The 13,159-nt window shown below is 66.1% G+C and carries 13 protein-coding genes; 6 read left to right on the forward strand and 7 right to left on the reverse strand.

What is annotated here, in order from left to right; translation table 11 throughout:
* Nucleotides 1–17 precede the first annotated feature (17 nt).
* Nucleotides 18–869 (reverse strand): hypothetical protein, encoded by an 852-nt coding sequence (locus tag ATJ93_RS09570; RefSeq protein ID WP_120244427.1) that lies wholly within the window; start codon nt 867–869, stop codon nt 18–20.
* A 504-nt stretch (nt 870–1,373) separates the two neighbouring features.
* Between ATJ93_RS09570 and ATJ93_RS09575 the strand changes: the two genes are divergently transcribed.
* Entirely contained in the window at nt 1,374–2,489 is a 1,116-nt protein-coding gene (locus ATJ93_RS09575) for a hypothetical protein (RefSeq protein ID WP_245977543.1), read from the forward strand.
* A 40-nt stretch (nt 2,490–2,529) separates the two neighbouring features.
* Here ATJ93_RS09575 and ATJ93_RS09580 read toward each other — a convergent pair whose 3' ends face one another.
* On the reverse strand, nt 2,530–2,856 hold the full coding sequence (locus ATJ93_RS09580; RefSeq protein ID WP_245977544.1) for a hypothetical protein: 327 nt from the start codon (nt 2,854–2,856) through the stop codon (nt 2,530–2,532).
* A gap of 174 nt (nt 2,857–3,030) precedes the next feature.
* Here ATJ93_RS09580 and ATJ93_RS09585 point away from each other — a divergent pair, with 174 nt between their 5' ends.
* Nucleotides 3,031–4,425: an arylsulfotransferase family protein gene (locus tag ATJ93_RS09585; protein ID WP_120244429.1), complete on the forward strand. Its 1,395-nt coding sequence runs from the start codon at nt 3,031–3,033 to the stop codon at nt 4,423–4,425.
* Between the two features lie 64 nt (nt 4,426–4,489).
* The gene (locus ATJ93_RS09590) at nt 4,490–4,942 is read left to right on the forward strand and encodes a metal-dependent hydrolase (protein ID WP_120244430.1); all 453 of its coding nucleotides are present in this window, start codon (nt 4,490–4,492) and stop codon (nt 4,940–4,942) included.
* Nucleotides 4,943–5,011: 69 nt separating this feature from the next.
* On the opposite strand, the gene ATJ93_RS09595 is transcribed toward ATJ93_RS09590, so the two are convergent.
* The 3 genes from ATJ93_RS09595 to ATJ93_RS09605 form a co-directional block, all read right to left on the reverse strand.
* Nucleotides 5,012–5,521 (reverse strand): metal-dependent hydrolase, encoded by a 510-nt coding sequence (locus ATJ93_RS09595; protein ID WP_120244431.1) that lies wholly within the window; start codon nt 5,519–5,521, stop codon nt 5,012–5,014.
* 127 nt (nt 5,522–5,648) lie between these two features.
* A complete protein-coding gene (locus ATJ93_RS09600; protein ID WP_120244432.1) occupies nt 5,649–6,170 on the reverse strand; it encodes a DedA family protein in 522 nt (173 codons plus the stop codon).
* Between the two features lie 139 nt (nt 6,171–6,309).
* A complete protein-coding gene (locus ATJ93_RS09605) occupies nt 6,310–7,329 on the reverse strand; it encodes a lysylphosphatidylglycerol synthase transmembrane domain-containing protein (RefSeq protein ID WP_120244433.1) in 1,020 nt (339 codons plus the stop codon).
* Between the two features lie 112 nt (nt 7,330–7,441).
* Here ATJ93_RS09605 and ATJ93_RS09610 point away from each other — a divergent pair, with 112 nt between their 5' ends.
* Nucleotides 7,442–9,046 carry a sulfatase gene (locus tag ATJ93_RS09610; RefSeq protein ID WP_120244434.1) on the forward strand — a complete coding sequence of 535 codons (1,605 nt, stop codon included), beginning with the start codon at nt 7,442–7,444 and terminating at the stop codon, nt 9,044–9,046.
* 36 nt (nt 9,047–9,082) lie between these two features.
* On the opposite strand, the gene ATJ93_RS09615 is transcribed toward ATJ93_RS09610, so the two are convergent.
* Nucleotides 9,083–9,946: a phosphatase PAP2 family protein gene (locus ATJ93_RS09615; RefSeq protein WP_120244435.1), complete on the reverse strand. Its 864-nt coding sequence runs from the start codon at nt 9,944–9,946 to the stop codon at nt 9,083–9,085.
* A gap of 271 nt (nt 9,947–10,217) precedes the next feature.
* On the opposite strand from ATJ93_RS09615, the gene ATJ93_RS09620 reads away from it, so the two are divergent.
* Together ATJ93_RS09620 and ATJ93_RS09625 are read left to right on the forward strand one after the other, a co-directional pair.
* On the forward strand, nt 10,218–11,228 hold the full coding sequence (locus ATJ93_RS09620) for a sodium:calcium antiporter (protein WP_120244436.1): 1,011 nt from the start codon (nt 10,218–10,220) through the stop codon (nt 11,226–11,228).
* 188 nt (nt 11,229–11,416) lie between these two features.
* Nucleotides 11,417–12,064, forward strand: a complete 648-nt coding sequence (locus ATJ93_RS09625; RefSeq protein WP_120244437.1) for a hypothetical protein — start codon at nt 11,417–11,419, stop codon at nt 12,062–12,064.
* 44 nt (nt 12,065–12,108) lie between these two features.
* Here ATJ93_RS09625 and ATJ93_RS09630 read toward each other — a convergent pair whose 3' ends face one another.
* Nucleotides 12,109–12,954, reverse strand: coding sequence for an aldo/keto reductase (locus ATJ93_RS09630; RefSeq protein ID WP_120244438.1), 846 nt, complete (start codon nt 12,952–12,954; stop codon nt 12,109–12,111).
* Between the last annotated feature and the right edge of the window lie 205 nt (nt 12,955–13,159).

Genomic DNA, 13,159 nt, shown 5'->3' on the forward strand with positions numbered 1-13,159 from the left:
GTGGTCGTGCGGATCGGCTACTCGACGGTCAGCCACGGGACCTCCATGAGCGGCGGGATGTAGGTCTCGATGTGGTGTTCCCAGACCCCCTCCTCCCCGAAGGCCTCGCCGTGGTCGGCCGTGACGACGACCGTCCCGTCGAGTTCCTCGACCAACTCGGCGACCGACTCGAGGGCGATCCGCAGATTCTCCTCGTAAAGCGCCATCGCGGCCTCGCGCGTCCCGCTCTGGACGAGGTCCTTGGGATCGAGCTCGAGCCACAGGCCCGCTTTCTGGGCGATCTCCTTGCCGTCGAGGGCGGATTCAATTTTCGGTCGGACGGCGTCGCCCAGCGAAGCGAGCACGCCGTCGTCCTCATCGTCGCTCTCGCCCTGCTTTTTGATCCCCTTCTGGATCTGCTCGAGCTTCTGGCCCTTTCCGCGTGCGAGGTAGGGCGCGTGGGGCTGCATGTAGTGGAGCACCGTCCGATCGGCTTCCTCGACGAGGTCGCGGTGCTGATCGAACGACTCCGCGAGGCTGTCCGGCGGGACCGTCCCGAGGTCGTCGTCCCAGCCGTGATCCCAGACGTCGACGACCTCGCTGATGTGGTCGCCGGCAGTCCATTCGTAATCACAACTGGCACCCCACTTGAGTTCGTTCAGCGGGATCCCGAGGTCGTTGATAAACGGGTTCCCGGAGAAGTACGCGATATCGTGATCACCCGTGAAGGTGCGGTACGCCCACTCCGGTGTCGACGACCCCTTACTCCGTCGTTTTTCGAGCGAGCCGTCGAGGAACTCGTCGTAGATGTCGCTGAACACGTCGTACCGGCACGCGTCCAGGACCAGACAGTAGTCCCACTCGGACTCGAGAAACCGCTGGGCTTTCATCGGTTAGTCGTTCTTTCTATCCGATTCCCATATCTTTACTGGTCTGGACTATCTTTCAATGTTACTTGTTTTCGAAATCGAGTCGGTCAGGATCCGCAAACTGAGCGGCTGAGACGACGTACGTGCCGGTTGACCTCAAAGAGCGTGTATAACGTGATCGGTTTCGAAACCGCCGAGTCCGTGCTTTGAACCGTAGCGACTCCTGTCGCTCGACCCACCCCTCAGCTGCAGTGACTCTCGTTTCCTCAAATCGCCTGAAACGCGTATCAAACGGGACGAGAAGACCTATATGCGGATCGATCCGGGATGTAGCTACCTGGTCGTGATCGAACCGTCTCCCGATCCGATACTGGACCGACACCGTACGAAACGAGGTGATCGCGTATCGAACGACAGACGCTGATCGCACTCCTCGCGGTTGCCGTCGTTCTCGTCGGGCTCGGACTCGGGCTCGGCTCGACCGGCGCCGCGTCGTCCGACAGCCCCGCCGCGGACGTCGAACCGATGGTGGCACCCGACGACGATTCCGTGCTGTGGCCGTACACGAGCAAGGCGCCGGCGTTCGAGGAGCGGACGCTGCCGCTCAACGTTTTGATCGAGGGCCATCCGGAAGAGACGCGCCGCCAGTTCCTCGAGCAGGGGCAGGGAACGTGGAACGAAACGACCCCTGAACAGGAGGATCTCACCGAGGGAGAGGCCGACGAGCGCGCCGCGCAGACGACCGCGTGGCGGAGCGCCGACGGCTCGACGCGGTACACGTACGTCGCCGAGAACGGGTCGGCCGGCGGGCTGTGGCTCGACGAGCACTACCAGCTCCACGACGGCGAGTATCTCGGCTCGCGCCACCACATTCGGGCGTACGCGTCGCCCGACGACGGCGACGAGTGGACGGCGATTCAGGCCCACAGCGAACACTGGGACTGGTTTCGGCTGAGCCACACGGTCGACAGCGTCGAGCGGTCCCAACGCTACGTCGAACGCGAGTTCATGAGCCGCGACACGGCGGGCGTCACGCGCGTCCACCTGGGCAACGATCACGGCTCCGACGCCAACGGGTGGGTGACGACCGTGGGCTTCGAGGACGGGGTGCCGGTTCACTTCGCCGCTCTCGCGCTGGTTCCGGGCGCGATCCTCACGCGTCGAACGTCGGCGCTGCGACCGATCCGCGACGCGGTCAGCGCGCGACTCGCTCGAGCAATTGCGTTAGCGGGATCGCTGCTCGGGCTCTACCTCTCAGTTCGGTTCGGGGCGATCGCCGCCGAGACGCGAACCCCGCATCTCGATCCGCGCCTCATCGCGGGTGCGTTCTACCCGCTCATCGCGATCGGATTGCCCTGCTGTACGTACTATCTGTCCCGATCGCTGGATCGGACGACGGCCTTTACCGCCACCGCGGTCGGGTTTTCGCTCGCGATCCTCCTCGATTACACGCTGTTGGGCGTCACGCGGCTGCCGCTCAACGTCTTCGTTCACCGGTTCTCGACGGCGATCGCGCTCGGATTCGTCGCCGTCGGGGCGTCCCACACGGTCCGCATCGATCCGGAAGATCACGACTATCTCCGGCTCGGCGTGCTCCTCTGGACCGTGACGTTACTCGTTCCGCTGCTTCGATTCCTGTGAGCGCCGTCGGGGCTCACCCGCCTCGGCCTCGGCTTCGACCTCACTCGAGATCGTCCGGGCTCAGATACGGACGCGACCACGGCGACGTTACTCGAGTGTAGCCGACGACGCCGGCGAAGGTAGCGGCGTAACAGAGCCACCGCGGGAGTCCGAACGCGTGGATCCAGACGGTCGCGACCAGCGCCCACACGCCCAGAACGACCACGTCGCGGCAGATCCGTTCGCCGTTGTGGCGCAGGTACGCGAGTAATCGACGCCGTCGCGACGCGACGATCGGACGGCGGTCGCGCTCCGGTTCGTCGGGCCGCGCTCGCTCCGTCTCGGCGTCCGGATCGGGGCGAGAGCGGATTTCGTTCGCGTTACTCACGGTTGTTCCGGTGTTCGGGACCGGTCGCATACGCTTTTTGGTCCGGCGTAGCCGGGTCGACGGCCCAGCAGACCGGCGACGGAATCGAGAGTAGAAAAAACACTAATATCTCGCTCAGGAAACGAAATCCGATGCGTACACAGTTGCCGTCTCGAGACGCGAGGGTGACCGGCCGTGACTGATCGTTCGATCCCCACCCGCCGCCGAGTGCGGTCGGCGCTCTCGCGCAATCGGCTTCGGCTCGTCTTCGTCGCGGTCTTGGTCCTCTCCGGGGCCGTCCTCGCCACATCGGCGTCTAACACGCTGTCGACGGCGACCGAAGCGGACGTTCCGGACGCGCCCGAGACGACCAACCACACGGTCGTCACCGAGTCCGGACGCGCCGGGACGATCACCGCGTACGCGCCCGACGGCGACGTACTGTACTACAACAACACGCGAACGAAGTACTTCGACGTCGATCCCGTCGACGGCGATCCGCTGACCGTCGAGTACGCCGCGACGGACACGATCCACAGTTCGGGGCCGAACTGTCAGGATCCGCCCTGCGCGTTGAACGTCCTCGAGCGCGCCGATCTCGAGACCGGCGAGGTCGAGGTCCTCTACGAGCGCTACGACTACAAGGAACACGCCGGCGAGTGGCACGACGTCGATCGGCTCAACGAGACGCACGTCCTCGTCGCCGACATCGTCGCCGATCAGGTGTTTATCGTCAACACCGAGACCGAGATCGTCGACTGGCTCTGGGACGCCCAAAGCGACTTCCCGGTCGAGGGCGGCGGGCCGTATCCGGGCGACTGGGCGCACATCAACGACGTCGAGTACATCGAGGAGGGCGTCCACGAGGGCCACGTGATGGTCAGTCTCCGGAACCAGGACCAGGTCGTCTTCATCGATCTCGAGGAGGGGCTGCTCGAGGATTGGACGCTCGGCAGCGAGGACGAGTACGAGGTCATGTACGAGCAGCACAATCCGGATTACGTCCCCGAGTCGCGGGGCGGGCCGGCGATCGTCGTCTCCGACTCCGAGAACGGCCGCGTCGAGGAGTTCCAGCGCGAGGACGGCGAGTGGACCCGCACGTGGGAGTGGGCCGACGAGCGCATGCAGTGGCCCCGGGACGCCGACCGGCTGCCGAACGGCAACACTCTCGTCACCGACACGCACGGCAACCGCGTCGCGGAGATCGCACCGAACGGCGAGATCGTCTGGCAGGTCGAGTCGACGCTGCCCTACGAGGCCGAACGACTCGAGACCGGCGACGAGAGCGCGGGCGGTCACAGCGCACAGGAACTGGGACTCGAGTCGCAGACGGTCGACGCCGCCGGCGATGACGACGACGGGCTCGGCGTCCTCGCGGCGCTCAGCAACATTGTCGACGCGATCGTCCCCCACCGGATCCAGAACGGGATCCTCTTCGCCGCGCCGGTCTGGATGGGGCGGCTCGAGTTCGCCGTCGTCGGCGTCGCCCTGCTAACGGGGCTGACCTGGGCCGGCCTCGAGACCAGGTGGCGCCTTCACGATGCGGGGATCGGCTTCCGCAGCCCGATTCGCCGACGCGGCAGCGACTGAGGGGGCCACGACCCTCGTTGACAGATCCCAAGATACGTGGCGGTCGCGTTCGAAGGACCGTTCGATGGAGGGAGCACGAGCCCTGTTTCTCGCCGGTGCGCTGTCAACGCATTCCCTCGTCGGGTACGCTCTCGTTCGGGGGTTTACCGACGCCGATCCGCGCTTGGGCGCCCTTTTCGGTCTCGTTCCCGACGCCGACTTCCTGTTTCCCGCGGCGTGGGGGTGGCCGTTCGTCCACCGCGGGCTCACGCACGCGCCGCTGTTCGCGGCGGCGCTCGTCGCCGGCGCGTACGCGATCCGCCGGGATCGGGACCTCCCGCTCGCCGTCGGGCTGGCGGTCGGTTCCCACATCGCCGTCGACTCGGTGTCGCCGGCGGGGATTCCGTGGTTGTTTCCGCTCGAGGCGAGTCCGAGTCTCGGCCTCCCCGTTCACGGCCCGGCGGCGACGGCGCTGCTCTGGGCCGGCGCTATCGGCATCCTCGCGAGTCGGAGGACCGACCTGCCGTCGATCCGCTGACGGGGTTTCCGTCCGGTTCCCGATTTCCGGTCGGCCTCGAGCGGCGGTCGAACCCGAGCCGAGGGCCGATCAGATCGGCGGAGCGCCCGCCGACGAGAAGCTGATCGTCAGGACCAGCGAGACGAGCAACGCGCTCGAGCCGAGGAGCAGCACTGCCCTGTTGATCCGACCGTGCTTAGACGGGAACAAATCGAGCGTCACGTGGGCCGCCGACACGGGGGAGAACGGGCTGATTCCCATCGGCGTCACGATGTCGCCGGCCAGATGGGCGAGTACGCTGCCGGTCCCGAGGGCGAAGCCGAAGGGAAACGCGGACGCGGTCGCAGTCGGGGTCGCGTCGACGAGAAGCGTCGTTCCGACGCCGACGAACAACCCGACGAGAACGGCGAACCAGACCGTATGCGTCGGTCCACGGTGAGCTATCTGCGGAAGCAGCTGATCGATATCCGGAAGGGGTGCCAGTCCGACGACGAGTACCGTCCCCAGCACCGCCGTCTCGAGCGACCAGCGGGCGCTCACCAACGGGACGAACGGGGCGTACAACAGCGCGTTAAATCCGATATGGCCGTCCTTGTACATGCCGACACACGGGGTGGATACGCAATCGTCCGGGCCGAACGGGGATGAACTGCTCGCTCTCGAGACGTTCGCAACGGTCGAACGTTCGAGAGGCCCGTGACCCTCGAGACGTTCGAAGCCCAACCGATCACGCCAGCAAGTGCCCGCCGAGTAAGTACAACGCGGCGAGGATCGACTGGAACGACAGCGAGCCGATCGCCGAAAGGACGACGAACGATCGCCCGCTCATCTCGGAGAGTCCCGCCGGAATCGTGACCAGTCCGCGGACGAACAACATCGTGTTGCTCGCCGCCACGGCGAGGCCGCCCCAGCGGTCGAACCAGCCGTCGAACCGCTCGAGGCGCGATTCCGTGACCGGAACCCACCGCTTTTGAAGGACGTACTCCCGGCCGGCGCGCCGGACGAGGCAGAACAGCAGGAACTGGCCGGCCGTCGTTCCGACGACCGCGACCGCGACGATCACGACCGACTCGGGGATCGACGACCCGATCAGCGCCAGCGCCGCCGGCACGACCAGTTCGCTCGGCATGAACCGCAGCAGCATCGCTCCCTCGAGAATGCAGACGCCGAGCAACACCGCGTACCCGAACTCCGACGTGAACAGGGATTCGAGCCACGGCGGGACGTTCCCGAGTTGTAACACCGCCATCGGTGGCGGCTACGACGGCCCGTCCGTAAGCGTTGTCGGTTCCAGCGGATCCGAGGACCGGTCCGGCCGCCATCACTCGGGACGACGATCTGACCGCCGTCACTCGAGAGCGGTCGCCCCGCTCGAGGCGCCGCCACCATCATCGTAACGCGCGGACACCGAACGCGGATACCGACGCCCCGCCGATGAGGGTCGGCATCCAGTAGATCGCCCCGCGGAAGATGAGGACCGCGGCGGTGACGGCCGACGCCTCGATGCCGGTCGTCGGCACGAGCAGCGACACGAAGGCGGCTTCGATGCCGCCGAGACCGCCTGGGAGCGGGGCCGCACCGGCAAGGTTCGCAAGCGGGATCGCGAACAGGAGGACGTACACCGGCACGGTGTGCCCGAGCGCGGCGAACGCCGCCATGAGCGCGGCCGCCTGAAAGAGCCAGCCGGCCAGCGATAGCCCGACGACGAGGGCGAGACGCCACCGATCGGTCCCGACGCGTTCGATGTTCTCGAAGAACCGCTGCAGCCGCTCCGTGAGGTCCGCCTCGAGTTGCTCCGGGTCGAATCGCTCGATGCCGAGCAGTCCGAGACGCGGCGCGATGACGGCCGGCAGTCGATCGACGATCCGCTCTCGATACCGCCAGACGAGCGCGATGCCGAGGACGATCCCGCCGATCAGGACGACCGCCGTGCCGACGGCGTCCTCGAGGCGCTCCCCGATGGCGGCGGTCGTCGCGTAGTAGCCGACGCCGACGAACACGAGCGAGATGGAGGGGACGACGTTGAGGACGTCGACGCTTGCGATACCGACGAGGCCGGTCTCGTAGCGGGAGTCCGAGACCTTCGAGATGAGTCCCGCAGCGACCGGTTCGCCGCCCGCCTGGCCGAACGGCGTGACGTTGTTGGCGAAGACTGCGCCGGCGTAAACGAGAAACGCCGTTCTGACCGACACGCCGACGCCGAGCGCGGCGAGGACGGTACGAAGCATCAGGCTCCACGAGAGCAGCCAGCAGAGCGCGAGTGCGAACGTGAACGCAACGAAGGTCAGGTCCGCCGACAGCAGCGAGTCGATAATGCGACCGGCGCCGACGAGAAAGAACAGCACGGCGAACACTGCGATCGCCCCGACCGCTCCGAGGAGCAGTACCCGCCGGTTTCGCCTGTCCATAGGCGATATGATTCGTTCGTGAACTTGAAACGTCTGATTGTACTCGAGCGGACGCCGCAGCGGAGTCGGCACTTCAATCGTTTTATTGGGGTGGCACCAGTGCCATCCGGTAATGGACGGGACACGCCAGTCGAACGTACTTTTCGTCGTTTTGGACACGGTCCGCAAGGATCGTCTCGGCCCCTACGGCTACGACCGAGAGACGACGCCCGCCCTCTCGCAGTTCGCCGAGGAAGCGACCGTCTTCGAGTCGGCGGTCGCACCCGCGCCGTGGACGTTACCGGTCCACGCCTCCCTGTTTACCGGCCTGTATCCGAGCCAGCACGGCGCCGACCAGGGAAGTCCGTACCTCGACGACGACGTGACGCTCGCGTCGGTCCTGTCGGCGGCCGGCTACGATACGGCCTGTTACTCCTCGAACGCCTGGATCACGCCCTATACCGGCCTCACCGACGGGTTCGACGCACAGGATTCGTTCTTCGAGGTCCTCCCCAGCGACGTGTTTTCGGGCCCGCTCGCTACCGTCTGGCAGACGATCAACGACAACGAGTACCTGCACGAACTGGCGTCGAAACTCGTCAGGGTCGGCGCGATGGCCCACTCGAAACTCGCCAGCGGCGAGAGCGCCGACTCGAAGACGCCCTCGGTGATCGATCGAACGCGGTCGTTTATCGACGACAGCGACAGCGACGAGGGTTGGTTCGCGTTCGTCAACCTGATGGACGCCCACCTGCCGTACTACCCGCCCGAGGAGTACCGCGAGGAGTTCGCTCCCGGCGTCGATCCCGACGAAGTCTGCCAGAATTCGAAGGAGTACAATTCCGGCGCGCGGGAAATCGACGACGAAGAATGGGAGGCGATCCGCGGCCTCTACGACGCTGAAATCGCCCACATGGACGCCGAGCTCGGTCGACTGTTCGACTGGCTCCGCGAGACCGACCAATGGGAGGAGACGACCGTCGTCGTCTGCGCCGACCACGGGGAACTCCACGGCGAACACGACCTCTACGGCCACGAATTCGCCCTCTACGACGAACTTATCAACGTCCCGCTACTCGTGAAACACCCCGAACTCGAGGCCGACCGGCGCGACGACCTCGTCGAGTTGCTCGACTGCTATCATACGGTGCTCGACGCGCTGAACGTCGATCCCGACGCCGCCCTCGACATCGCTGCCGACGACGATGTCGCAGCGGGTGTGACACCGTTCGATCCCACCCGCTCGCTGCTCTCGAGCGAGTACCGCGCCTTCGCGGAGACTGCGGAGCCGGATCCCGGTCAGCGCGCGGTTCTCGACGGCGACGGCGACGGCGGCGAAGGGAGCGGCGACTACGCCTTCGTCGAGTACGCCCAGCCCGTCATCGAACTCCACCACTTAGAGGAGAAGGCGAACGAAGCGGGCATCGACCTCCCCGAGGACCACCGCGCGTACTCCCGGCTGCGCGCCGCCCGCAGCACCGACGCGAAGTACGTCCGTGCCGACCGAATCCCCGACGAAGGCTACCGGCTCGACGAAGACCCGAGCGAGGAATCACCCGTCGACCCGGCCGAGGACGAGGTCGTCGCCGCGTCCGAAGCGGCGCTCGCCCGCTTCGAGAGCGCCGTCGGTGGCGCGTGGGACAATCCAACCGAGACGGCCGGCGAGGAACGGGAGGCCCTGGCGGACGCGGACGAAGAAACGCGCGACCGATTGCGCGAACTCGGCTACCTCGAGTGAGGCGCCAACTCGCTACTCGAGTCGCGAATCGACTGGTTACTCGCCGACGTCCGTCTCCGACGCGATACCGTCCTCGGGATCGTCGCCGGCAGGAGCGGGGACCCGTTCGCCCTCCACGCGGTCGACGAGCCGGTCAGCGGCGGCCACGCTCCAGACGGCGAGCAAGAGGCCGGCGACGACGTCGATCGCCCAGTGAATGCCCAGATACATCGTGGAGAAGACGACGCTCGCTGCGACGATCGACGCGATCGAGAACCACAGCCGCTGGGCCGTCCGAGATCGCCACGCGAACAGCACCACGACGACCGCGAGCGACGTATGGAGCGAGGGGAAGACGTCCGTGTTCGCCGAGACCGCCGCCGTGAGGTCCTGGGTCTGGGGGTAGATCTGATACATCAACCCGTCGACCGTCGAGAGGTGGTTGCGCGGCCCGTAGGCGATAAACAGCGTGTAGCAGATCGAACCGACGAGATAGTTGAGCAGGTACGCGACGAGGAGTTCCTTGAGACGGCGCTGTAACCCCGACGCGAAGTACAGGACCGGCGCGGTCACCAGCAGGTACGGGAAACCGAACATGTACATGGCCGAGAAAAAGCTCACCGTCGCCTCCGGAACGACGTCCTGCAGGACGGCGACGAACTCACCCTCGACGGCGTATATCTCCGCGGTGATATCCCAGTCGAGTGCGTGGGATATTCGAAGACTGAGGCCGTGCGTCGCTCGTTTTGCGACGAAAAACAGCGCCGCGCCGCCGAGATAGGGCGCGACGTCGAGCAACCGCGGTCTGAGCCCGGCTCGCGTTCTGCGAACGTCGGCTCGATCGAGACAGAGACGACAGGTGCTGACGAAACCAATACAGACGGCGAGCGACGTGAGGACGACGATGAGTGGCAGTGCCATCGATCGTGGAGGGGAACGATTGTTCTCGGCGACGGACCGCAAAGCGGGGCCGTGCCGGCGGTTTTCGGGCTGTCGTTCGTGCGGGGAAGCAGCCGACACTATCGGGACAGCGATCGGCTGACTGTCACGTTCGTATCGTTTCTGATCCGTTCATCCGTTGATAATCTTACGGAAGGTGGATCGGTCACATAATAGTACCTGTCCGTTTCAACGTCTGGAATTTCACAATCGATTTCCGACCGGCGACCGACTGCTCGACCGTTCGGCAGCAATGTTCACGCTCCTGTGGCTCGGCGCCCTGATCGTCGTCGCAACCGGACTCGTCTGGCGCGGAAGCCTCTATCTCGAGGGCGCGGCCGACCGACTCGCCGTCTACCTCGGGATGCCGGCGATCGTCCAGGGATCGATCATCGCCGCGCTGGGCTCGAGCTTTCCGGAACTCGCGAGCGTCGTGATCGCGACGCTTCGCTACGGGGAGTTCGAGCTCGGGATCGCCTCGATCGTCGGCTCCGCCGTGTTCAACGTGCTGGTCATCCCGGGAATCGCGGCGCTCGTCCGCGACGAGTCGCTCGAGTCGAGTCGCGGGCTGGTCTACCGCGAGGCGCAGTTCTACATCATCTCGGTTGCGACGCTGTTGTTGACGTTCTCGCTGGCGGTCATCTACTATCCCGCTCCGGACGCAGAGATGGTCGGCGAGTTCACTCGACCGCTCGCGCTGTTTCCGATCGCGCTCTACGGACTGTATCTGTTCATCCAGTATCAGGAGACAGCCGACTACCAGCCCGACGCGGACGCAGCGGGTGTGAGCCCGCTCAAACAGCTGGCGTTGCTGGGGATCGGCCTCGGGCTGATCCTCGTCGGGGTCGAACTGCTCGTCAACGCGGCCGTCGACCTCGGCGATTACTTCGGGACCCCCTCGTTCCTCTGGGGGCTGACCGTCATCGCCGCCGGCTCGAGCCTGCCGGACGCGATCATCAGCGTTCGCGCCGCCCGAAGCGGCGACTCGGCGGTCAGCCTGGCCAACGTCTTCGGCAGCAATATCTTCGATCTCCTCGTCGCGGTCCCGACCGGCGTGCTCATCGCGGGTACGACGGACGTCGACTTCGCCGTTGCCGCGCCGCTGATGGCCTTTCTCGTCGTCGCGACGATCATCGTCTTCACCGCCGCCCGAACCGCGTTCGAACTGACCGACCGCGAGGGATGGCTGTTGCTCGCGGTCTACTCCGTCTTCGTCGGCTGGATGCTGCTCGAGAGTACGGGCGTGACGAGCGTCGTCCTTTGAGCGGCTGCGTTGTCCGCGCTCGAGTTATCGTCCGGTCGACCAATCCGTGTTGGAGCGAGCCTTTTCCGTGACCGGCGCGGAGCGGACGGCCAGATGGATCCGTACGCACATCGGTCGCCGGGATCGAGGAGTCGGTCGGCGGCGGCGCTCGAATCGCGACGCGACGACCGCCGTCCGGCCGAGAAATCGTGGTTCGCACGCTGACGCGACGGCAGGCGATCGTCGGTGTCGCGGGTTCAGCGGTCGGTGCGGGTAGGGCGAGCGCTGCGGACGGCGAACCGCTGCCGGAGTCGACACGGGCCTCCGTCGTCGACGCGGACCGCGAAACGGATTATCCGCGCTGCGTCTACGCCCTCGAGGACGGCACGTGGACCGTCGCGATGCCGGTCAACGTCCACGCTCGCGTCCCGGACGACGTCGGACGAGACGCGCTTGCGGCCGTCGCGGACGCGTTTACCGGCGCGTCCGCTCTCCGGTGGACGAGCGCGCTCCCCGATTCACGGGTCGCCGCGTGGGATCGCGACGCCGACGAACTCGTCGCACCCGATCTCTCCGTCCGCCGGCCGCGACTGGGCGACGAGTGGGCCCACGTCCACGTCTGGGCGGTCGACGAGACCCGCGCGGCGATCCACGCCCACCGAGACGTGTTCGATCTCGCCGCCTCGCACTTCCACCGCGGCGCGCAGTACGGCGCCGCCGCTCGAGACGCTCTGGCACAACTGCGCGAGAACGGCTGGCGGAACCGGGATACCTACAGTATCGAGTACGGCGTGGCCGAGGATCGACTCGAGCGGTGGGGCGAAACGGGTGATTCGAGAGCGACGCTGCCGCCGTAACCGGTCGAGTCGCGGCCTCGAGACCGCGACTCGATTCGAACAATTTACTCCGGAATGCCCCAGACCTCGTCGTCCCAGTCGCGAGCCGGGAAGTCGTAGACCGGCTGGTTGCGGTCGCGCTCGTCGAGGCGCCGCCGGTCGTCGTCGGACAGTTCCCAGTCGAACAGGTCGAAGTTCTCCGCGATGTGCTCGGGGCTGGTCGAGCGCGGCAGGGCGACGACGTCGCGGTCGAGCGCCCACCGGAGGACGATCTGTGCGGGCGACTTGTCGTACGCCTCGGCCAGTTCCTGGACGACCTCGTCGCCGAAGACGTCCGTGCGCCCGAGCGGCGCCGCGGCCTCGATCACGGTGTCCGTCTCGCGGCAGTAGTCGACAAGATCGGGCCGCTGGAGCCACGGGTGGAACTCGATCTGGTTGACCGCGATCGGGACGTCCGAGACGTGCTGGGCCGCACTGAGCTGGTAGGCGCTGAAGTTCGAAACGCCGACGTTCCGGACGAGCCCCTCCTCGTGCAGCGTCTCCATCGCGTGCATCGTCTCCCGCAGCGAGATTGCGGGGTTAGGCCAGTGGATCAGGTACAGATCGAGGTAGTCCGTCCCCAGCTTCTCGAGACTCTCCTTGCACGACGCGATCACGTCGTCGTAGTGGAGGTTCTTCGCGAGAACCTTCGAGGTAAGGAAGAGGTCGTCACGATCCACGTCGGCGCCGGCGAGCACCTCGCCGATCTCTTCCTCGTTCATGTAGCCCTCGGCGGTGTCGATGTGCGTGTAGCCCGCCTCGAGGGCCGCTTCCACGGACTGTTTGACGGTCTCGCCCTCGAGTTCCCACGTGCCGAACCCGATCGTCGGCAGTTCGTCGCCACTCGGCAGGGTCTTCGTTGGGACTGTCATCGGTCGCTAGATTCCCGAGAGAGGGCCAATAATCTGCTGGTCGCGGAAATCGGGCTGGGTGCAACCGCAGCCATCGCCTGGAGAAGAGTCGACGAAACGACTCGTGGAAAGGGCCACAACGACTCGTGGAGCCCGCTTCAGGGCCGCGTTGAGATCGCCGGCCGCGTCTCTGGCTTCCTAGTACTATATTCACCCGCCGTCTCGA

This window comes from Halopiger aswanensis (genome assembly GCF_003610195.1).
In the GTDB taxonomy this organism is placed as follows: Archaea; Halobacteriota; Halobacteria; order Halobacteriales; family Natrialbaceae; genus Halopiger; species Halopiger aswanensis.